Source organism: Arthrobacter sp. BK1 (assembly GCF_056680055.1).
Genome location: NZ_CM155263.1, coordinates 1,959,904 through 1,979,347, shown reverse-complemented (window position 1 = coordinate 1,979,347; position 19,444 = coordinate 1,959,904). Strand labels below are relative to the sequence as shown.

The 19,444-nt window shown below is 66.7% G+C and carries 19 protein-coding genes; 12 read left to right on the top strand and 7 right to left on the bottom strand.

From position 1 onward, the window contains the following. Positions 1–207: 207 nt before the first annotated feature. Complete coding sequence (locus AC1MCA_RS08905) at positions 208–1,068, top strand: HAD family hydrolase (protein ID WP_479802789.1); 861 nt, start codon at positions 208–210, stop codon at positions 1,066–1,068. Positions 1,069–1,324: 256 nt separating this feature from the next. Here the strand turns inward: AC1MCA_RS08905 and AC1MCA_RS08900 are convergent, their stop codons facing one another. The 3 genes from AC1MCA_RS08900 to AC1MCA_RS08890 are packed head-to-tail and all read right to left on the bottom strand — an operon-like array spanning position 1,325 to position 3,148. Next, the gene (locus AC1MCA_RS08900; protein WP_479802788.1) at positions 1,325–1,924 is read right to left on the bottom strand and encodes a hypothetical protein; all 600 of its coding nucleotides are present in this window, start codon (positions 1,922–1,924) and stop codon (positions 1,325–1,327) included. Between the two features lie 47 nt (positions 1,925–1,971). Beyond that, a complete protein-coding gene (locus tag AC1MCA_RS08895; protein ID WP_479802787.1) occupies positions 1,972–2,682 on the bottom strand; it encodes a hypothetical protein in 711 nt (236 codons plus the stop codon). Then, a complete protein-coding gene (locus AC1MCA_RS08890; RefSeq protein ID WP_479802785.1) occupies positions 2,675–3,148 on the bottom strand; it encodes a hypothetical protein in 474 nt (157 codons plus the stop codon). Before AC1MCA_RS08890 ends, AC1MCA_RS08895 begins: the two co-directional genes overlap by 8 nt. A 322-nt stretch (positions 3,149–3,470) precedes the next feature. On the opposite strand from AC1MCA_RS08890, the gene AC1MCA_RS08885 reads away from it, so the two are divergent. Next, positions 3,471–5,879 carry a phosphoketolase family protein gene (locus AC1MCA_RS08885; protein WP_479802783.1) on the top strand — a complete coding sequence of 803 codons (2,409 nt, stop codon included), beginning with the start codon at positions 3,471–3,473 and terminating at the stop codon, positions 5,877–5,879. An 88-nt stretch (positions 5,880–5,967) separates the two neighbouring features. On the opposite strand, the gene AC1MCA_RS08880 is transcribed toward AC1MCA_RS08885, so the two are convergent. Further along, the gene (locus AC1MCA_RS08880) at positions 5,968–6,717 is read right to left on the bottom strand and encodes a DUF429 domain-containing protein (protein ID WP_479802781.1); all 750 of its coding nucleotides are present in this window, start codon (positions 6,715–6,717) and stop codon (positions 5,968–5,970) included. Between the two features lie 126 nt (positions 6,718–6,843). Here AC1MCA_RS08880 and AC1MCA_RS08875 point away from each other — a divergent pair, with 126 nt between their 5' ends. Then, positions 6,844–7,683, top strand: a complete 840-nt coding sequence (locus AC1MCA_RS08875; protein ID WP_479802779.1) for an alpha/beta fold hydrolase — start codon at positions 6,844–6,846, stop codon at positions 7,681–7,683. On the opposite strand, the gene AC1MCA_RS08870 is transcribed toward AC1MCA_RS08875, so the two are convergent. After that, positions 7,614–9,011: a carboxylesterase family protein gene (locus tag AC1MCA_RS08870; RefSeq protein WP_479802778.1), complete on the bottom strand. Its 1,398-nt coding sequence runs from the start codon at positions 9,009–9,011 to the stop codon at positions 7,614–7,616. The genes AC1MCA_RS08875 and AC1MCA_RS08870 overlap by 70 nt on opposite strands. A 179-nt stretch (positions 9,012–9,190) precedes the next feature. Further along, positions 9,191–9,679 carry an inorganic diphosphatase gene (locus tag AC1MCA_RS08865; protein ID WP_108600631.1) on the bottom strand — a complete coding sequence of 163 codons (489 nt, stop codon included), beginning with the start codon at positions 9,677–9,679 and terminating at the stop codon, positions 9,191–9,193. 257 nt (positions 9,680–9,936) lie between these two features. Between AC1MCA_RS08865 and dacB the strand changes: the two genes are divergently transcribed. Further along, positions 9,937–11,331 (top strand): D-alanyl-D-alanine carboxypeptidase/D-alanyl-D-alanine endopeptidase, encoded by a 1,395-nt coding sequence (gene dacB / locus AC1MCA_RS08860; protein WP_479803346.1) that lies wholly within the window; start codon positions 9,937–9,939, stop codon positions 11,329–11,331. Between the two features lie 30 nt (positions 11,332–11,361). On the opposite strand, the gene AC1MCA_RS08855 is transcribed toward dacB, so the two are convergent. After that, positions 11,362–11,616 (bottom strand): hypothetical protein, encoded by a 255-nt coding sequence (locus tag AC1MCA_RS08855; protein ID WP_479802776.1) that lies wholly within the window; start codon positions 11,614–11,616, stop codon positions 11,362–11,364. A 178-nt stretch (positions 11,617–11,794) separates the two neighbouring features. On the opposite strand from AC1MCA_RS08855, the gene AC1MCA_RS08850 reads away from it, so the two are divergent. The 8 genes from AC1MCA_RS08850 (at position 11,795) to folK (ending at position 19,442) form a co-directional block, all read left to right on the top strand. After that, the gene (locus AC1MCA_RS08850) at positions 11,795–12,928 is read left to right on the top strand and encodes a zinc-dependent metalloprotease (RefSeq protein WP_479802774.1); all 1,134 of its coding nucleotides are present in this window, start codon (positions 11,795–11,797) and stop codon (positions 12,926–12,928) included. Between the two features lie 84 nt (positions 12,929–13,012). Continuing rightward, entirely contained in the window at positions 13,013–14,080 is a 1,068-nt protein-coding gene (gene tilS / locus AC1MCA_RS08845; RefSeq protein ID WP_479803344.1) for a tRNA lysidine(34) synthetase TilS, read from the top strand. A 37-nt stretch (positions 14,081–14,117) separates the two neighbouring features. Next, positions 14,118–14,669 (top strand): hypoxanthine phosphoribosyltransferase, encoded by a 552-nt coding sequence (hpt, locus tag AC1MCA_RS08840; protein WP_108597333.1) that lies wholly within the window; start codon positions 14,118–14,120, stop codon positions 14,667–14,669. Positions 14,670–14,853: 184 nt separating this feature from the next. Beyond that, the gene (gene ftsH / locus AC1MCA_RS08835; protein ID WP_479802772.1) at positions 14,854–16,920 is read left to right on the top strand and encodes an ATP-dependent zinc metalloprotease FtsH; all 2,067 of its coding nucleotides are present in this window, start codon (positions 14,854–14,856) and stop codon (positions 16,918–16,920) included. A 10-nt stretch (positions 16,921–16,930) separates the two neighbouring features. Next, positions 16,931–17,575 (top strand): GTP cyclohydrolase I FolE, encoded by a 645-nt coding sequence (gene folE, locus AC1MCA_RS08830; RefSeq protein ID WP_108597331.1) that lies wholly within the window; start codon positions 16,931–16,933, stop codon positions 17,573–17,575. Between the two features lie 10 nt (positions 17,576–17,585). Next, positions 17,586–18,506 (top strand): dihydropteroate synthase, encoded by a 921-nt coding sequence (folP, locus tag AC1MCA_RS08825; protein WP_479802770.1) that lies wholly within the window; start codon positions 17,586–17,588, stop codon positions 18,504–18,506. Positions 18,507–18,519: 13 nt separating this feature from the next. Continuing rightward, on the top strand, positions 18,520–18,909 hold the full coding sequence (folB, locus tag AC1MCA_RS08820; RefSeq protein ID WP_479802769.1) for a dihydroneopterin aldolase: 390 nt from the start codon (positions 18,520–18,522) through the stop codon (positions 18,907–18,909). Beyond that, on the top strand, positions 18,906–19,442 hold the full coding sequence (folK, locus tag AC1MCA_RS08815; RefSeq protein ID WP_479802767.1) for a 2-amino-4-hydroxy-6-hydroxymethyldihydropteridine diphosphokinase: 537 nt from the start codon (positions 18,906–18,908) through the stop codon (positions 19,440–19,442). Before folB ends, folK begins: the two co-directional genes overlap by 4 nt. Positions 19,443–19,444: the final 2 nt, after the last annotated feature.

The following is a 19,444-nucleotide window of genomic DNA, read 5'->3' as shown; positions in this document are numbered from 1 at the left end:
CGGGGTCACTTTTCGCCCGCTAAATCCCGATTATCGGGCGAAAAGTGACCCCACGTTGTGGTTGGAGCGGCGGGCCGGGGCGGTGGCGAAGCAGGGGCGGAGGTAAACACTCACAACGGGGATAACCCTGTGAGTATTAACCGGCTGTTCACTGGGCGTGTGGCCCGCGTCCTAGTCCGTGCTGGGGCCATCTGCTTCACTGGATGCATGACTACATTGACTGAAGGCTCAGTCGCTGGCAACGAAGACCAGCGAAGCGCCACTGAAAACAACACTGACCGGTTCATGATCGCACTGGACGTCGACGGCACCCTGGTGGACCACGACGGCCACATGTCACCCGGCGTCCGGGAAGCTGCCCAGGCTGTTGTAGCTGCCGGACACGAGGTCATGATCGCCACCGGCCGGTCCCTGAACGCCACGCTGCCCATCATTGAGCAGATCGGCATCGGCACCGGGTACGCGGTCTGCTGCAACGGCGGCGTGACGCTCCGGCTGGATCCGGCCCTGTCCGACGGCTACGAAGTGATCCACAAGGTAACGTTCGACCCCGCTCCTGCCCTCCGCGCGCTCCGGTCCAAGCTCCCCACCGCGAAGTATGCGCTGGAGGACGAGGACGGCAACTTCCTTTCCACCGAGCGATTCCAGGACGCCAGCTTTGGCGTGGAGGCCATCGGCGTCGACTTCCAGACCCTGCTGGAGGCCACGGCTGTCCGCCTCGTCGTGTTCAGCACCGAGAACACCCCTGAAGAATTCTCCGAAACCATCCGCGAGATCGGCCTGGCCGGTGTCACCTACTCCGTGGGCTGGACGGCCTGGCTGGATATCGCCGCTGCAGGCGTGACCAAGGCCAGTGCCTTGGAAATTCTCCGTGGCCGGCTGGACATCGAGCAGCACCTCACGGTGGCCATCGGTGACGGCCGCAATGATATCGAGATGCTCAACTGGGCCGGACGTGGCGTGGCCATGGGCCAGGCGCCTGCAGAAGTGATCGCGGTGGCCAACGAGGTCACCGCGTCCGTGTACGACGACGGCGCCGCCCACGTGCTGCGCAGCCTCCTGCCGTAGCGGCTGCTTCCGCCCCGCCCCGGTTGGGGACGGGCTGCAGGAAATCCGGGGCGTATGGCAGCCGCAGGCCTTCGGATTCTTCGTGCGGAAAACGCCATTGTTTATACCTCTTGGTCTCGGGGTGCGGGCTGCTCCGGCTGATGAACGCCTGGTCCGTGGGTGGCGGATCAGCGAAGCCGGGCACAGCGAGACTATGTTCGAGGTGGTGCCGCTACAAGGGAAACGAACACGTTCGTCCGGACTTGGTCAGAGGTGTTCAGTGCACTTCGAGGATCAGTGCCAGCAGCCGGGCCGCGGCCGGACGGGCGGCGTGTTCCTCAGCCCACTGCGACCTCGCCACGGCCTTGCTGACGGCCTGGGTGGTGATCCCCAATTCCTGGGCCACGGCTTTCTGTTGCCCGCGGACCCCTGGCGTCATCAGATCCAGGACCCGCCACTCGGCCCCGCTCCGGTCGCGGACAATGTGGCCCAGCAGCCGGAGGACTGCCTCGGCTTCGTGGGCGATGTCTGCGAGTGGCCCCTCCACGGCAACCGGGATGCGTTCCTTGCCGTTCCGGAGCCGGTCCACGGCACGGCGGGCGTAGATGAGGCTGTGTCCGGAAGCATCCTTGATCTGGTTGGGAAGCGGCTCATTGACCGGCCCCACGCCGATCCCCACGTACCAGGCACCGCAGCGCAAGGCGATCAGCGCTGCCTCCACTGCCTGGTGCGGGCAGTCCACAATGCCCTGGACCTCGTCCTCCACGGACCTGTCGAAATCCAGGCGCGCCGGAATGTGCCGCAGGTCCTTCAGCAGTTGAGGGACACGGTCGCCGTCGCGTCGGCTATCCGTTTGGTTGATGGTCAGCGTGAACATTCTGGGTACACCCTACCCGGTAGTACGCATCACGGAAGTGCCCTGATTCAGGCCTGGTCAAGCCTGATGGCTGAGCTGACTTGAACGTGCGGAAGGGCTTGCAGCCCGGCAGGTCCTGCGCCGTAGATGCCGGACTCCACCACGGCCTGCTGGATCGCAATGACGAGCCTGTCCGGAGCCCCGGCCATGCTGAACGTGAAGAAGCCGGGCTCCAGTGCCTCGGTCCCGGCCCCGCCCCCGGCGCCGGCGGCGAGGGCTGTGGGTGCGCCACGGAAGACCACGGCGTACCGCCCGCGCACGCCCAGGGAGGTTTTGCCGCTCTTACCCAGGGTCTTGAGCAGGCTGTCCGCCGCGACGCCGGCCGGAGCCGCGACCGTCCGCAGCGACCCCGGGTCGAAGTCCTGCCAGAAGATGGCGCGGGCGGTGTCTGTCCTGGCGTACCCGTACACGAGGCCGCGGTCGAACACCAGCACCCGGCGGAAGCTCCAGAAAAGGGTCAGCGACCACAGGACCACCCCAGTGAGGATGCTCGTCGCCAGGAAGAGCGGGATGTCGGAGAAGAGGGCCGGGTCCCGTTGGGATGAGGGCCACCCGGTGAACTGGAGGATCGTCCCATAAACAAAACCAACCACCACCAGGGCGGGAAGCCACCTCCAGGCGATATGCCAGGAAAATTCGCTGTGCCGCAGCCGCCCCAGCCTGTCCCCGTAGAGCCGTTCGGCCCGGCGGACCAGCCAGGGTCTTCCGGCGTCACCCACGCTGACCCCGTTGGTCGTAGAGCCCGGGCAATTGGGAATGCCGGGCCGCGGCGTCGTCCGCCGCAGCCTGCATCACGTCCGGGTCGACGGGCGGGGGCGGTGCCGGAAACCTCCGGTCAAGAGTGATGTGGCGGGTTTTTGGGCCTTCCCCTGAGGGGCTGAAGCCACCGGCAGCCCCGAGGACGATCACGAGTATCACTGCGGGAAACAGCACCATTCGGGCAAACATGACCCATCCTGCTCCCCAGAATCCCGGGCGTCCACCGGTGTCGAACCGCGCCACCGCAGTGCTGGACGCCAGTGAACCGAGGGAGAGTCCATGGGGACAACAGAACCCGTACAGCCAGGGTGCCGCTATCCACACAGTGATGGCTGCGGCTGCGGCCTGGCCGGCGGTTCCCGTCGCGGAACCGGCCACAGCAGCGGCCGCCACCGCGGCGGCCACGGCCACGACGCCGAAGTCCACGGCCCCAGGGTCTGCCAGCCGGAGGATTCGACCACTGGCCGGCCGTCCCCCAGGTTTTTCGTCCGTTTGCGCGCACTCGTGATGAGCGCAGGGTCCGGGTATTGCACCGCCCCTGGTCCTGTTGCCACGGTAGTCTCCCTCTGCCTGCTTCGATTCAACCCCTCAGAACCTACCTGCTGCCCTTCCTGTGCCGCCATGGGCAGGGCAGTCCATCGGACGCAGCGGACACGTTGTTGTGGGACCTCGGAGGTTGCCAGTGCGGCGGTCATCTGCTCGGATGGAGCGACGGCCGCAGCGGCGGCAGAGCTACGGGAGGATGGTTATGGCCGGCAGCATGACGCAGGACGAGCTCGAACTGGTGGACCGCTGGTGGCGGGCCGCGAACTACCTTTCCGTGGGACAGATCTACCTCCGCTCCAATCCGCTCCTGCGCGAGCCGCTGAGCGCGGAGGACACCAAGTCCAGGCTTCTCGGCCACTGGGGGACAACGCCCGGACTGAACTTCGTCTACGGCCACCTGAACCGGGTGATCCGGCGTGACTCCCAGGAGATGCTTTTCGTCGCGGGCCCCGGCCATGGCGGCCCCGCCGTGGTGGCCAACGCCTGGCTCGAGGGCACCTACTCCGAGATCTACGGCCAGGTGGGGAATGACGGAGAGGGCATGGCCGAACTGTTCCGCCAGTTCTCCTACCCTGGCGGCATTCCCAGCCACGCGGCACCCGAGACCCCGGGGTCCATCAGCGAGGGCGGCGAACTGGGGTACTCGCTGGCCCACGCGTACGGGTCCGTATTCGACAACCCCGAGCTGATCACCGCCGTCGTCATCGGGGACGGAGAGGCGGAGACCGGTCCGCTGGCGGCGAGCTGGCACTCCCATAACTTCCTGGATCCGGTGGCGGACGGCGCTGTGCTGCCCATCCTGCACCTCAACGGATACAAGATCGCCAACCCCACCATCCTGGCGCGCATGCCGGAAGATCAGTTGGAGCAGCTGCTGCGCGGCTACGGCCACGAACCGTATTTCGTGACGGTCAAGGACCCGGACAGCACCGCCCAGGCGCACCGGGACTTCGCGGACGCACTCGAGTCATCCCTGGCCGGCATCCGGGCCATCCAGGATGCGCGACGCAACCGTCACGGCGGGACAAAGGGCGATGCTCCCGACGGCGGCACTCCAGGCAGCGATGCCGCTCCCCGGTGGCCCATGATCGTGTTGCGCTCGCCGAAGGGCTGGACGGGCCCGCGGGTGGTGGACGGACTGCAGGTGGAAGGCACTTGGCGCAGCCATCAGGTCCCGCTTTCCGAGGTCCGCACCAACGGCGGGCACCTGAAGCAGCTGGAGGAATGGCTGAAATCATACGGCTCCGACGAACTGTTCGACGGCGACGGGCGGCTCATGCCCGATGTTGCGGCGAATGCGCCTGCCGGGAACCTGCGGATGAGTGCCACGCCCCACGCAAACGGCGGGCTGCTGCGCAGGCCCCTGAAGCTCCCCCCGTACGCCGACCACGCCGTCGACGTCCCCGTATCAGGGACCGAACGGATCAGCCCCATGATCACGCTGGGCTCGTGGATGCGGGACGTCATCTCGCTGAACCCGGAAACGTTCCGGCTGTTCGGGCCGGACGAGACAGCATCCAACCGGCTCCAGAGCGTTTACGAGGTCACCGACAAGGTGTGGCAGTACCGGATTGACGACGTCGACGAACACCTCGCGCGGTCCGGCCGGGTGATGGAGGTGCTCAGTGAGCACCTGTGCCAGGGCTGGCTGGAGGGCTACCTCCTGACCGGACGGCACGGCGTGTTCAGCTGCTACGAAGCCTTCATCCACATCGTCGATTCCATGTTCAACCAGCACGCCAAGTGGCTCAAGGTCCACAGCCAGCTGCCGTGGCGCCAGCCTGTGGCATCGTTGAACTACCTGTTGTCCTCCCACGTCTGGCAGCAGGACCACAACGGCTTCTCGCACCAGGACCCGGGTTTCATTGACCACGCGGTGAATAAAAAGGCCGAGGTCATCAGGGTCTACCTGCCGCCGGACGTGAACACGTTGCTCTCCGTGATGGAGCACTGCCTGGCCTCTACGGACTACGTGAACATCGTGGTCAGCGGCAAACAGCCGTCGCCCACATGGCTGGGGCCGGCCGACGCCGAAAACCACTGCCGCCGCGGACTGGGGATCTGGGGGTTCGCCGGGTCCGAAGTGGCAGGGGAGGAGCCCGATGTTGTGCTCGCCTGCGCCGGCGACGTGCCCACCGTGGAGACCGTCGCAGCGGCCGAACTGCTCAGGCAGGGCGCCCCGGAGCTGAAAGTCCGGGTGGTCAACGTGGTGGATCTGATGCGGCTGCAGGACGTGAGTGAGCACCCGCACGGCCTCCCGGCGTCGGACTTTGACGGTATTTTCACTCCGGACAAGCCGATCATTTTCGCCTACCACGGCTACCCGGCGCTGATCCACCGCCTCGCGTACCGCCGGACCAACCAGGAGGGCCTGCACGTCCGGGGTTACAAGGAAGAGGGCACCACCACCACGCCGTTCGACATGGCGATGCTCAACGGGATCGACCGTTTCCAGCTGGCCATCGATGCCATTGACAGGGTGCCGGGCCTGGCGGAAAAGCACTCCATGCTGCGGCAGACGCTTCAGGACCGCCGGATGCAGGCCCGGGAACACACCCGCATCCACGGCGAGGACCCGGAGGAAATCCGCAACTGGACGCTGACACCCTGAGCCAAAGCAACGCGGGGTCACTTTTCGCCCGAAAATCCGGGTTTATTGCACCAAAAGTGACCCCGCGTTGCTCCTGTGGAACCGGGTATCACCCAAGGCTGGCGAGCCCGCCCGACGGCACGTGGATCCAGCCCTCGGTCAGGGCCGCGGCGGCGTAAGGCTCCGGCGGACGGAGTGTCTGCCCCAGGTTGACGGCGCGGGCGGTCAGCGAGGCGATCACCGCATCAAAAAGGTCATCGGAGGCGGCCAGCCGGCCCTCGTGACCGGCCAGGTCCAGCCACGGCGCCGCCGCAGCCAAATGGTCCAGGAGAACGCCCAGCCGTTCCGCCTCGGGTGCACGGCCGCCCTTGTACCCACGAGCCAGAAGGCCCCAGGTCTTCAAAGACGCAGCGGGATAGACCTCGGCCAGCCGCCCGGATCCGTCCCTCGCCTGCGGTCCGTACCCAGCCGCGATCTTGGCCTGGATCACCGCGCACCTCATGGCCGGGTGGGCGAGCCGGTCTGCAGAGACGCTGAGCGGGATCAGCCCGGTGAGGCCGGTGACGAACCGGTCGGTGTCGCGGTAGGCCAGGAGGCGACGGCCCTCGATCCCGTCATGGTCCAGGACCGGCAGGGCGTCAAAGTTCAGGTGCGCGGCAAGGAACGGCAGGAACGCATCCGGCCACCCCACCGGGCAGTCGATACCGGTCATCGAGCTGCTTCCGAACAGCTCCACAATCTCCGTGTCACCCACGTCCAGGGCCAGATGCTCCAGGCGGGCCGCGCCGGCGTCCCATTCCAGCACGGCCACGGCCGTCTTCTTCGTGGCTGCGGCCAGATCCACCCCGAGCGTCTTCACGTCACCAGACTTTACCGCCGGCGCCTTGGTAACGTACTGGACATCAGGTGACGCCCAGCCCTGATTCTGCAAGGCTGTTCCTGGTGGGCCGGCTGCCGGCTTACCGGGCCCGAAAGGATCACCTGCATGCCATGGCTTGATGTGCTCGGCAACGATATTCACTACACGGACTCAGGCCGCGGCCAACCGGTGGTGCTGCTGCACGGCCACGCATCTTCGGCGGCATGCTGGGAACCGATAATCCGTGAACTCGAGCGGACCTTCCGGGTGCTGGCATACGATACCTACGACCACGGCTGGTCCTCGAACTCCCCGCGGCAGGGACCGCTGGTTGACCGGGTCGCAGAGCTTGAGCATTTCATCGACTCCCTGGGCCTGCAGAACGCGATCATTGTGGGGCAATCCATGGGCGGAATGACCGCGCTTCGGTGGGCCGTCCGCCACCCCGGCGCCGCCCCTGCCCTTGTAGTGTGCGGCATGGGCTGGCCGCTGGTTGTCCCACCTCCCGGACAACCGGGCCCGCCGGAAAAGTTCGAGGTGTTCAGCTCGCTGGACGACGACGAACGTATCTGGCTGGGTGTAGGAAACTCGTTCACGGCGCGCTGGATCGCGGAGAACCCCAAGGACTTTGCCCGTTACGTCAGGGTTCGATCAACTGCCACCGCCATTGAAGCGGCCCGCCACCCGCGCAGCCTTGAACAAAGCCAAGGGGAGTTCCTCAGCGCTGACCCGCAGGACGTCGAATGGTTCCAGCAGGGACTGGAATCCATCACCAGCCCGCTGGTGCTGCTGATTGGGGCCGGGGAAAGGCCGCGCATCCGCCGGGGAGCTGAGCACGTTGCCGCGACTGTGCCCGGGGCCCGCCTCCTGGTTGTGGAGGACGCCGGCCACAATGCCTACTTCCAGCGCCAGGACATTCTGGTGGAGGCCATCCGCAGCACGGCCGCCACCACCCGGGGACGCTGACGCCGCGGGGCCGGCCGCGGCTCTGAAGTGTATTTCAATGCGCCGGGGATTTCACCCGTTTCACCCAGGCCATCGCCGCGGGCAAACGAAGCCCAGAGCCGGCGGACCTCACGGCCCACGGCGTTGGTCTCGTCCCACGAGGCGCCGGCAAGCAGGCCCGCCGCTTCCCAGGTTTTCCGGTTGCCGAAGAGCAGCGGGAGATCAACGGTGTGCGCGGCCCGGTAGAAGTTCCCCGGGGCTCCCCAGGAGAGCACGTAGCTGTACGCCTTGCCGCCCGCGCGGGCGTGCCGGCGGGCAAACCGGCGGGCCGACCTGCCGTAGACCGCTTCCGTGATCGCCCAGTTGATGGCCTTCACGGCGGCACCGCCCAGGAGGGGGACCTTGGCCAGCCGCCCCACAACCGGGTTCCGGGGCAGGAACAGCCGGGCCTCATCGGAGGTGTGGCCGATCAGCACGTCGATGACCGGCGCCGTCGTGTTCCAGGCAGCTTCGATCTCGTCTTCCGGCGGCAGCGGGGCGTGGCCGTACTGGGTGCCGAACGGCATGGCAGCCATCAGCCCGTACTTCCTGGCCACCTGCGAGACGTGGCCTTCGATCTCCACAACGTCCAGCATCGGAGTGTCCTCGGTGACCGCTTCCGCCGCGATGCCCATGGCAGTGCTCATCTTGTGCCGGCCCCGGGTGATTCCCAGCGGCGCACTCTGGATGATGGCCCGCTGGAACAAAGACGGCGCTTCCGGAGCTGCCATCAGGTGCGCGACCGAATCGCCGCCGGCGGACTGCCCGAACGCCGTGACGCACCCCGGGTCGCCGCCGAATGCGCCGATGTTCCGCTGCACCCAGCGGAACGCCTCGAGCTGGTCCAGCAGGCCAAGGTTTGCAGGCCGGCCGGTACCTGTGGCGAGATACCCGAACAGGCCGAGCCGGTATGTCACGGACACCACAATGACGCGGTTTTCGGCAACAAGGGTCTTCGGGTCGAAAATCGCCAGATCGCCGGAGCCTGACGTGTACGAGCCACCGTGCAGCCACACCATCACCGGCACCCGCTCGTCGTCGTCGAGACCTGCGGGGATAGTGATTGAGAGGTTCTGGCAGTCTTCGCTGCCGGGGAGTTCCCCGTAAAAGGTGCCCAGGATGTCATCCAGGAAAGGAACGGGACCCTGCGGGCAGGCGGGCGCCAGCGTTGTGGCGGCGAAATCGGAAGCCCGGTCCGGCGCAGCGACCGGGGGCTGAAAGCGGCCCGCGGTGGCATAGGGGATCCCGGTGGCGCGCAGCACTTCACCGTCCCGCCAGCCGGTGACCGGACCGCACGGAGGATTAAACAACGGAGGATTACACAACGGAGGCTTAGACGAAGGTTCGGAACTCACAGGGCAACGATTCCACAGAAACCACCGGCCTGTTAAACCACAACGCGGGGTCACTTCCGGCCCGATTCCGGGTGGGAATCGGGCGGGAAGTGACCCTGCGTTGCTGTAACCCGCGTTGCTTTAAGCGGTGGGGACTAGTGAGCTACCGGCACGTAACGCTTGATGGAGGCTTCCAGCTCGGCTTCGGCGGCGGCGCGGTCGCCCCAGCCCTCAGCCTTGACCCACTTGCCCGGCTCCAGGTCCTTGTAACGGGTGAAGAAGTGCTCGATTTCCTTGATCAGGAATTCGCTGACGTCGCTGACTTCCTGGATGTGGTCGAAGCGGGCGTCAACAGGAACGCACAGGACCTTGGCGTCTCCGCCGCCGTCGTCGGTCATGTTGAAAACGCCGATGGGGCGGGATTCGACGATAACGCCGGGGTGCAGATCGAAGTCCTGCAGGAGCACCAGTGCATCCAGCGGGTCGCCGTCTTCGCCCAGGGTGTTCTCGAAGAACCCGTAGTGCGTGGGGTACTGCATGGAGGTGAAGAGGACGCGGTCCAGGCGGACGCGGCCGGTCTCGTGGTCAACTTCGTACTTGACGCGGGATCCCTTGGGGATCTCGATTGTCACGTCATGCTTCATGGAATGCTCCTCGGCAGTTGCAGGGGTTCGCGGCACAGAAGACGAACCGCAAAAGGAGTGTCGGTGCCGCCGACTATTATTGAGGATATAGCGAGTGGCCCGGGTTTCAGGAACTGGCGGGGAAATTTCAGGACTTGAGGACCAGCACCAGCATGAACCAAACAGCGGCCCCGGGCGGGAGCAAGGACCCGTTCCGGCGTGTGCTGCACCGGATAGTTAAGGCCTGGCCCACTGCGCTGTTGCTGGCTTTGATCGTGATGGTGGCCCTGCCCGCGGGCTGGCTGATTGCCCCCGCCTTCATCGGGCCGCCTCCGGTCACCGCGCCCCAAGTACCGGCCTGGCAGCAGGCCCCCACAACGCTTTCTGCCGGCCAGGGCCTGGAGCCGCTGCAGGATTCAGCGCCGGTTCCGCTGCCGGCCGCCGTGACTGCGCAGCTGGACTCCCACTTAAGGCCCGACGGCGGCGGCACCTTCACGGGGATGGTCCAGGACGCGTTGACGGGCCAGGTCCTCTACGACCGTGGGGGGTCGGAGAACCGGATCCCCGCCTCCAACATGAAGCTGCTCACCGCCGTGGCCGCCCTGCGGGCCATCGGGCCCGAACACCGGTTCAGCACCAAGGTCCTGGCGGGCCCCGGCCTGGACCAGGTCACCCTGGCCGGTGGCGGCGATGTCCTCCTCGGAGCCGGCGAATCAGCGCCGGACCAGGTGATGGGCCACGCCGGGCTCGCCTCGCTGGCCGCGGCTACTGTGGCCGCGCTCAAGGAGCAGGGAGCAGCCGGCGGGGTAACGGTCCTGGTGGACGATTCGCTGTTCACCGGCCCAAACCTGAATCCGGCGTGGGAGCAGGGCGATGTTGCGGCAGGCGAAGTGGCGCCGCTGTTTCCCCTCGCGTTGAACTCGGCACGTTTCGATCCTGCCGTCACCACCGGCCCCCGGCCGCAGGATTCTGCCGTGACGGCAGGGGAGGCGTTCGCGGCGCAGCTCAAAGCGGCGGGTTCCGCTGCGGGGCTCACGGTGGCCGCCGGCGTCGGGCGTTACTCACCTTCCGGAGCCGGGGAAGTTGCTGCGGGAGCGGAACCGGCGGTCCTGGCAGAGGTCCGGTCCGCCACTGTGGGCGATCAGGTGGACCTGATGCTGCAGTCCTCGGACAACTACCTGGCGGAGGTGCTGGGCAGGATGGCCTCGGCGGCTTCCGGCGGGCCTGCCAGCAATGAAGGCGCCACCGCTGCGATCCGTACGCAACTGGCGGACGCGGGCATCCCCACGGACACCCTGAGTCTGGCCGACGTGTCCGGGCTGGCGCTGGGCAACCAGGTCTCCGCCCGGCAGTTCGCCGAGGTGGTCAGGGCCATCACCACCGGTCCCGACACCAGGCTGCGCGAGGCACTGGACGGATTCCCGGTGGCCGGCCTGACCGGAACCCTGGACGCCCGCTACGGGAATGATGCCACGGTCCGCGGCGCCGGCCTGGTACGGGCCAAGACAGGCACGCTGAACTCGGTGATCGCACTGAGCGGCTATGTGGTGGACGCCGACGGCCGGCTCCTGGTCTTCTCCTTTATCGGCAACGGGCTGACGCCGGGAGCGGCCGGAAACCGGGAAGCCCTGGACCGTGCGGCCACGGCGCTCGCGGCCTGCGGCTGCCGGTAGGGATCCGGCGCGCGGGGATTCAAGGCGCTCCTAGGTGCCGGCGGAACCGTGCGGATCCGCGGCGGGATCCGCCGTATCGGCGGGCTTGGCAGCAACGACCACGCCAGCAGTAGTCCCGCCAGCAACGTTCCCGGCAGCAACAGCGGACGCCTCTGTGCCTTGGGCTGCGACGGCGGACGTTGCGGTGGTGCCGAGTACGGCAGCCATCACGACGGCGGCCAGCACCGACCGCCAGCCGCTGCGGGGCCCAACGGTCAGGGGAGCAATGGGACGGTACGGGATCATGGTGTTCTCCTGTGGACGGGGCTGGAGTTGTATGGGCTGTTGTCACTACTGTGGCCGGGCCATTTAGCACGGCGCTGTTGGCTTCCTGTGCGGCGCCTGTGGACCCGCGCCCGTGAACGCGTTCGCCGGTCAGCGAACTTAAGGGCGTTCCGCCTCGCGCTGTGATCTGATGGGAAGCATGGAGTCCACTGCACGTGATTCGTCAGCACCGGCAACATCCAGTCCCGCCCAGGCCCTGATCAACTGGGACCTCGCGGCATCCACTGCGGCCCGGCTCGCTTCGGCGGGTCCAACCCTGAACACAGGGGAGATCAACGAAGCCGTGGACAGCCTGCGCCGCCTCGCGGACGCCTCGGTGCCGCACGTCCACGAGATCACCGGCCTTGACGCGGCGAAGGACCTCCGGGACTCTTCGGTCCTGGTGGTGGACCGGGCCAACTGGGCCAAGGCCAATACGCAGAGCTTCGCCGTGATGCTCAAGCCCGCCATGGAAAAGATGCTTGCCAGCCGCCGCGGCACCCTCAGCCCCGCCGCCGCCAGCGTCAGCGGAGCCATCACCGGCAGCCAACTCGGCGCGGTCCTGGCGTTCCTGTCCAGCAAGGTCCTGGGCCAGTACGATCCCTTCGCGGCGCTCGCGGAAGGCTCCACAGCGCCGGCGGGTGGCAGGCTGCTCCTGGTGGCACCCAACATCGTCTCCGTTGAGCGTGAACTCAATGTCACTCCGGAGGATTTCCGCCTCTGGGTCTGCCTGCATGAGCAGACGCACCGGGTGCAGTTCGCGGCCGCGCCGTGGCTCCGTCACCACATGCTGGAGCAGATCGATGACCTCAGCGGGCACCTCCTGGGCAACGTGGACACCCTGATGGAACGTGCTTCCGCCGCGGCCCGCTCCCTCAAGGACCGCAGCGCCACGGGCGATACCCCCGGCCGGGGCGCCATCCTGGACCTGCTGCAGAATCCCGAGGAAAAGGCCGCCATCTCCCACCTGACGGCGGTCATGAGCCTGCTGGAAGGCCACGCCAACGTGGTGATGGACGCCGTGGACACCAGCATTGTCCCGTCCGTCAAGACCATCCGGCAGCGCTTCACGGACCGCGGCAAGGACCGCGGTGTGATGGAGAAATTCATCCGCAACCTGCTGGGGCTGGATGCCAAGATGCGGCAGTACTCCGACGGCGCGAAGTTTGTCCGCGCCGTGGTGGACGTGGCCGGCATGGAAGGCTTCAACAGGGTGTGGGAGTCCGCTGACCACCTTCCCACCGAACCCGAAATCCACGACGCCAAGCTGTGGCTGGACCGGATGGGCCTGTAGTTGCCTGACGCCACCACCGGTTTTCACAGCGGACGACGACGGCCCGGCAGGCTTGCGCCCGTCGTCGGCACTGCGCGCAAGGCCCTGCAGAACGCGCTGGCCGACGCCGGCTATCCAGCGCACGTTCTGGTGGCATGCAGCGGGGGACCGGACTCGCTGGCGCTGGCCTCCGTGGCGGCCTACTTCGCCCGGCGCGGGCACGTGGACGGCCGTCCGGTAACAGTCGGCGCAGTGGTGGTGGACCACCAGCTCCAGGCAAGCTCAGCCGAGGTGGCCGCCCGGACCGCCTTGACCCTGCAGGAACTGGGGCTTGCGCCGGTGGAAGTCCGGACCGTGGTGGTTGCGCCCACCGGCATGGGCCCGGAAGCGGCCGCCCGGGACGCACGCCATGCGGCGCTGGAAGCGGAAGCCCACGCCCAGGGCGCCGCCGCAATCCTCCTCGGCCACACCCTGGACGACCAGGCCGAACAGGTCCTGCTCGGCCTCGCACGGGGATCCGGCACCCGTTCCCTCGCCGGGATGAGGCCCGCCCGCGGCCTGCTGCTGCGGCCATTCCTGGGCCTCCGGCGCGCTGATACCCTGGCAATCTGCGCCGCGGAGGAACTCGAACCCTGGCACGATCCCAGCAATGCTGACCCCGCTTTCGCCCGTTCGCGGACCCGTGTGGAGGTCCTGCCGCTGCTGGAGGAAAAGCTCGGCCCCGGCGTCGCTGAATCGCTTGCCCGGACGGCGGCCATCCTGCAGTTGGACGCCGATTATCTGGAGGACGTGGCAAACAGCACGTTCGCAGCGCTGGTGGAGCGGTCCGGGCAGGAACTGAGCCTTCCGGAAGAAGCTTTGGGCCGGCTTGCCCCGGCCATCAGGTTCCGGGTGATCGCCAAGGCCGCCGCCGACGTCGGAGGCCAGCAGCCCAGCTACCAGCGCCTCCTGGCCGCGGAAGCGCTGTTGCGGCGTCAGGGTTCCGCAGGCCCCGTGGAGCTCCCGGGCGGCGTGAGTGTGTACCGGCTCTCGCTGGCCCAGCTGGCGGAACCCGGCGGCACGGAACCGGCCACCCCCACCGCCGGCCGGGCGGAGGGCGGCAATCCCGTTCCCCGCGAAGGTGCCCGCTGTGGGAAGCTAGTATTCCGGCCTCAAAAACCGCCTAAAAATTAGTCGCATCCCGCATTCCGCATCTACACAGGAGCCATTGGTGGATTCAAACGACGTCCAGGCAGATCTCAAGCACGTTCTCTACACCAAGGAACAGATCCAACAGCGGATCGGTGAACTCGCTGCCCAGATCGACAAGGACTACGAAGGCCGCGATCTCCTGATCGTCGGCGTCCTCAAGGGTGCAGTGATGGTCATGGCAGACCTCGCCCGCGCGCTCCACAGCCACGTCTCCATGGACTGGATGGCAGTTTCCTCCTACGGCTCCGGCACCCAGTCCTCAGGGGTTGTCCGCATCCTCAAGGACCTGGATACGGACCTGATGGGCAAGGACGTCCTGATCGTCGAGGACATCATTGACTCCGGCCTGACGCTCTCCTGGCTGAAGACCAACCTGGAATCCCGCGGCACTGCCTCGGTGGAAATCTGCACCGCGTTCCGCAAGCCTGCGGCCACCAAGGTCAAGATCGACGTCAAGTACGTCGGCTACGACATCCCCAGCGAATTCGTCGTGGGCTACGGCCTGGACTACGCCGAGAAGTACCGCAACCTGGACTTCGTGGGCACGCTCGCCCCGCACGTCTACGAGTAACCCGCCCCTTGCCGCCGGCCATGGCCGCGCACCTGTCCCGCTACGCCCAGAGGGAACTTTTGGGCGGCTCCATGCGTGAATTACACCGGACGGTGTATAGCTAGAAGCTGACGCAGCACCATCACGCGCGCAGACCACTCGCCGTGCAGCACAACCAGGAGGGACGGGGCCAGCCCCCGAACAGATGAAAGCTAAGAGTTTCTTCAAGGGCCCGGGCATCTGGATCGTTGTTGTGATCGCCATGCTCCTCGTGGCCTTTGCAACGCTGGCTCCCGGCGGTGCGGCACGGATCGACACAGATAACGGCCTGGAGCTCCTCGCCGACAGCGGCAAGGTGGAGCAGGCAAAAATCTTCGACGGCGAAAACCGCGTTGACCTGGTGCTGAAGGACAACCTGACCGTTGACGGACAGGACAAGGGCAAGAGCGTCCAGTTCTTCTTCGTTGACGCCCGCGCCGCCGACGTCGTCAAGGCCGTCACTGCCGCCAAGCCCGCCAACGGCTACACCGACCAGCCGATCGAAAGCAACTGGTTCTCCGGCCTGCTTTCGCTCCTGATCCCCGTGATCCTCCTTGGCGCACTGTTCTGGTTCCTGATGACCCGTATGCAGGGCGGCGGTTCCAAGATCATGCAGTTCGGCAAGTCCAAGGCCAAGATGGTCAACAAGGACATGCCGCAGGTGACCTTTGTGGACGTCGCCGGTGCGGATGAGGCCGTCGAGGAACTGCAGGAGATCAAGGAATTCCTGCAGGAACCCGCCAAGTTCCAGGCTGTCGGGGCGAAGATCCCCAAGGGCGTGCTGCTGTACGGCCCTCCCGGAACCGGCAAGACCCTCCTGGCCCGCGCCGTCGCCGGTGAAGCCGGAGTCCCCTTCTTCTCGATCTCCGGTTCCGACTTCGTGGAAATGTTCGTCGGTGTGGGCGCCTCCCGTGTCCGCGACCTGTTCGAACAGGCCAAGGCCAATTCCCCGGCCATCATCTTCGTTGACGAGATCGACGCCGTCGGCCGCCACCGCGGCGCCGGCATCGGCGGCGGCAACGACGAACGCGAGCAGACCCTCAACCAGCTCCTGGTGGAGATGGACGGCTTCGACGTCAAGACCAACGTCATCCTGATCGCGGCAACCAACCGTCCGGACGTCCTGGACCCGGCACTGCTGCGTCCGGGCCGTTTCGACCGCCAGATCACGGTTGAGGCGCCGGACCTGATCGGCCGTGACCAGATCCTCCAGGTCCATGCCAAGGGCAAGCCGATGGCGCCCGGCGTTGACCTCAAGAGCGTGGCCAAGAAGACCCCCGGCTACACGGGTGCCGATCTCGCCAACGTGCTCAACGAGGCCGCCCTGTTGACGGCCCGCTCCAACGCCAACCTCATTGATGACCGCGCCCTGGACGAGGCGATCGACCGCGTCATGGCCGGCCCGCAGAAACGCAGCCGGGTGATGAAGGAACACGAGCGCAAAATCACCGCCTACCACGAGGGCGGCCACGCCCTGGTGGCGGCAGCCCTGCGGAACTCCGCGCCGGTCACCAAGATCACCATCCTTCCCCGCGGCCGCGCCCTGGGCTACACCATGGTGGTCCCGGAGAACGACAAATACTCGATCACGCGCAACGAACTCCTGGACCAGATGGCCTACGCCATGGGCGGCCGGGTAGCCGAGGAAATTGTCTTCCACGACCCCTCCACCGGCGCGTCCAACGACATCGAGAAGGCCACCGGAACCGCCCGCAAGATGGTCACCGAGTACGGCATGAGCGAACGGGTGGGTGCTGTCCGCCTCGGCCAGGGTGGCGGCGAACCGTTCCTGGGCCGCGATGCCGGGCACGAGCGCAACTACTCCGACCAGATCGCCTACGTGGTGGATGAGGAAGTCCGCCGCCTGATCGACCAGGCCCACGACGAGGCCTACGCCATCCTGATCGAGAACCGCGACGTCCTGGACCAGTTGGCCCTCGAACTCCTGGAACGGGAAACCCTCAACCAGGCCGAAATCGCCGATATCTTCCGGGACATCCGCAAGCGTGACTTCCGGGAAGTATGGCTGTCCAAGGAGTCCCGTCCGGTGCAGCAGGCCGGCCCGGTGGAGTCCCGCCAGGAAAAGGCCGAACGGGAAGCCCAGGAGGAGGCCAAGCAGGCCCGCCTGGACGAGCCGCTGGACGCCCAGCCGCCGCACCCGCAAGGTGTGCCGGAGGACGCTCCCTTCCAGGGTGGCATCCCCGACTCGGGGCCCGACGCCCTGCGCGGCTAAGCTTTCTCCTGTGAATCACTTCGACGACGACGACGCCCACGACTCCGCCATGCACCCCGCAGAGGGTGGATCCCACCACAAGAAGCACGAAAAGGTGGACCGGCCGCGGATTGAAGCCGCTGTCCGCGAAATCCTGCTGGCCATCGGTGAAGATCCGGACCGGGGCGGGCTTCAGGACACCCCTAAACGGGTCGCCAAGGCCTACGCCGAGGTGTTCGCGGGGCTGCACCATGATCCCGCGGACGTCCTCTCCACCACCTTCGACCTTGACCACGAGGAACTGGTCCTGGTCAAGGACATTCCCTTCTACTCGACGTGCGAGCACCACCTGGTGCCGTTCCACGGGGTGGCCCACGTGGGCTACATCCCCTCACATGACGGAAAAGTGACCGGGCTGAGCAAACTGGCCCGGCTGGTGGACATTTATGCCCGCCGTCCGCAGGTGCAGGAGCGCCTCACCACGGAAATCGTCGAAGCGATGGTCACCCACCTCAAACCCCGTGGCGCGATCGTCGTTGTTGAATGCGAACACATGTGCATGTCAATGCGCGGTGTCCGCAAGCCCGGAGCAAAGACCGTCACCAGCGCGGTCCGCGGGCAGCTCCATGACCCGGCCACCCGTGCCGAAGCCATGAGCCTCATCCTCGGAAGGTAACAATCAGACCATGGACTCACTCGCAGCAGCCCCGGGAACCGGGCCGGCAACATCGCCGCTGCCCATCCTGCGCAAACCTCGCCCGGCCGCCAGGTTCGCAGACCTGCCCACGGACCGCACCCTGGTCATGGGCATCCTCAACGTCACTCCGGACTCCTTCAGTGACGGCGGAAAGCACGCCACCGCAGACACCGCTATCGCGGCCGGCCTGCGGATGTTCTACGCCGGAGCGGACATCATCGACGTCGGCGGCGAATCGACGCGGCCCGGAGCCGAAGACGTAACCCCGGAAGAAGAACAGCGCCGCGTGGTCCCGGTCATCCAGGCCCTGGTCAAGGCCGGAGCCCTGGTCAGCATCGACACCACCCACGCATCCACCGCCGCAGCTGCCCTGCAGGCCGGGGCGGCCATCATCAACGACGTTTCCGGGCTCACCATCGAGCCCGAGATGGCGGAACTCGTGGCTTCGTCCAAGGCTCCCTACGTGCTCACCCACCGCCGCGGCGACGCCCGCACCATGAACTCCCTGGCCGAATACCAGGACGTCGCCGGCGAAGTGGTTGCGGAGCTCGCCGGAGTGCGGGACAAGCTCTACGCAGCCGGTGTCACCCCGGACCAGATCATTGTCGATCCGGGCCTGGGATTCGCCAAGAACGACGCCCAGAACTGGGAACTGCTGCAGAACCTCGACCAGCTGGCGGGACTGGGGCACAAAGTCCTGGTGGCTGCATCCCGCAAGCGCTTCCTCGGCACGCTGCTCACGGTGGCCGGCAAGTCCGCCGCCCCGGAAGAACGCGACGCCGCCACGGCAGCGATCACTGCCATCAGCGCCTCCCGTGGCGCCTGGGCAGTCCGCGTGCACGACGTCGGACCCAGCCTTGACGCCGTCAAGGTCGCCTCACGCTTGGCTGCTGCACACACCAACCACTAGGGCCGGGGGACCCATGGACAGGATTACGCTGAGCGGGGTCACCGCGGTCGGCTATCACGGCGTGTTTGATTTTGAACGCCGCGACGGCCAGCCGTTTGTGGTGGACGCCGTACTCCATCTGGACTTTGCCAAGGCCGCTGAATCCGACGACGTCCGGGACACCGCGCACTATGGTGAGGTGGCGGACCGGATCAAGGAGTGGATCACCGGGGAGCCGCTGAACCTGATCGAGGCCCTCGCGGTCCGGATCGCCGATTCGCTGCTTAGGGACTTCGCCATCGAGGCGGTGGACATCACGGTTCACAAGCCGCAGGCGCCCATTGAGGTGCCTTTCGGTGATGTGGCCGTGAGCGTCCACCGCGCCCGGCAGCAAAATGCCCCAACAGGCGGGCCGCAGCCATGACCGGTTATACCAAGGCTGTGCTTGCGCTCGGCAGCAACCTGGGTGAGCGGAACGACACCCTGTCCGAAGCTGTTGCGGACCTGGTGGACCCGCCCGAGGTCCGGCTGCTCGCCGTTTCCCCCGTAGTCCAGACCAAAGCGGTGGGCGGCCCGGCGGGCCAGCCGGACTTCCTGAACATGGTCATCACCGTCGAAACGACGCTGGACCCCGCTGAATTGCTGAAGCACTGCCAGGCGGTGGAGAACAAGCACCACCGCGTGCGCGAGGTCCGCTGGGGGCCGCGGACGCTCGACGTCGACATCATCACCTACGGCGATGTCATCAGCGACGATCCCGTGCTGACGCTGCCGCATCCCCTCGCGGCCAAGCGAGCTTTTGTGCTTTACCCCTGGTCCCTGATCGAGCCGGCCGCCACGTTGGACGGCGAACGCATCAGCGTCCTGGCTGCCCGCGCCGCCGACTTCGGCGATCTGGCTCCATTTGACGGATTCGGCGACTACGACGGCGTCCCCACAGCAGGGGCGGTGGAGTAACC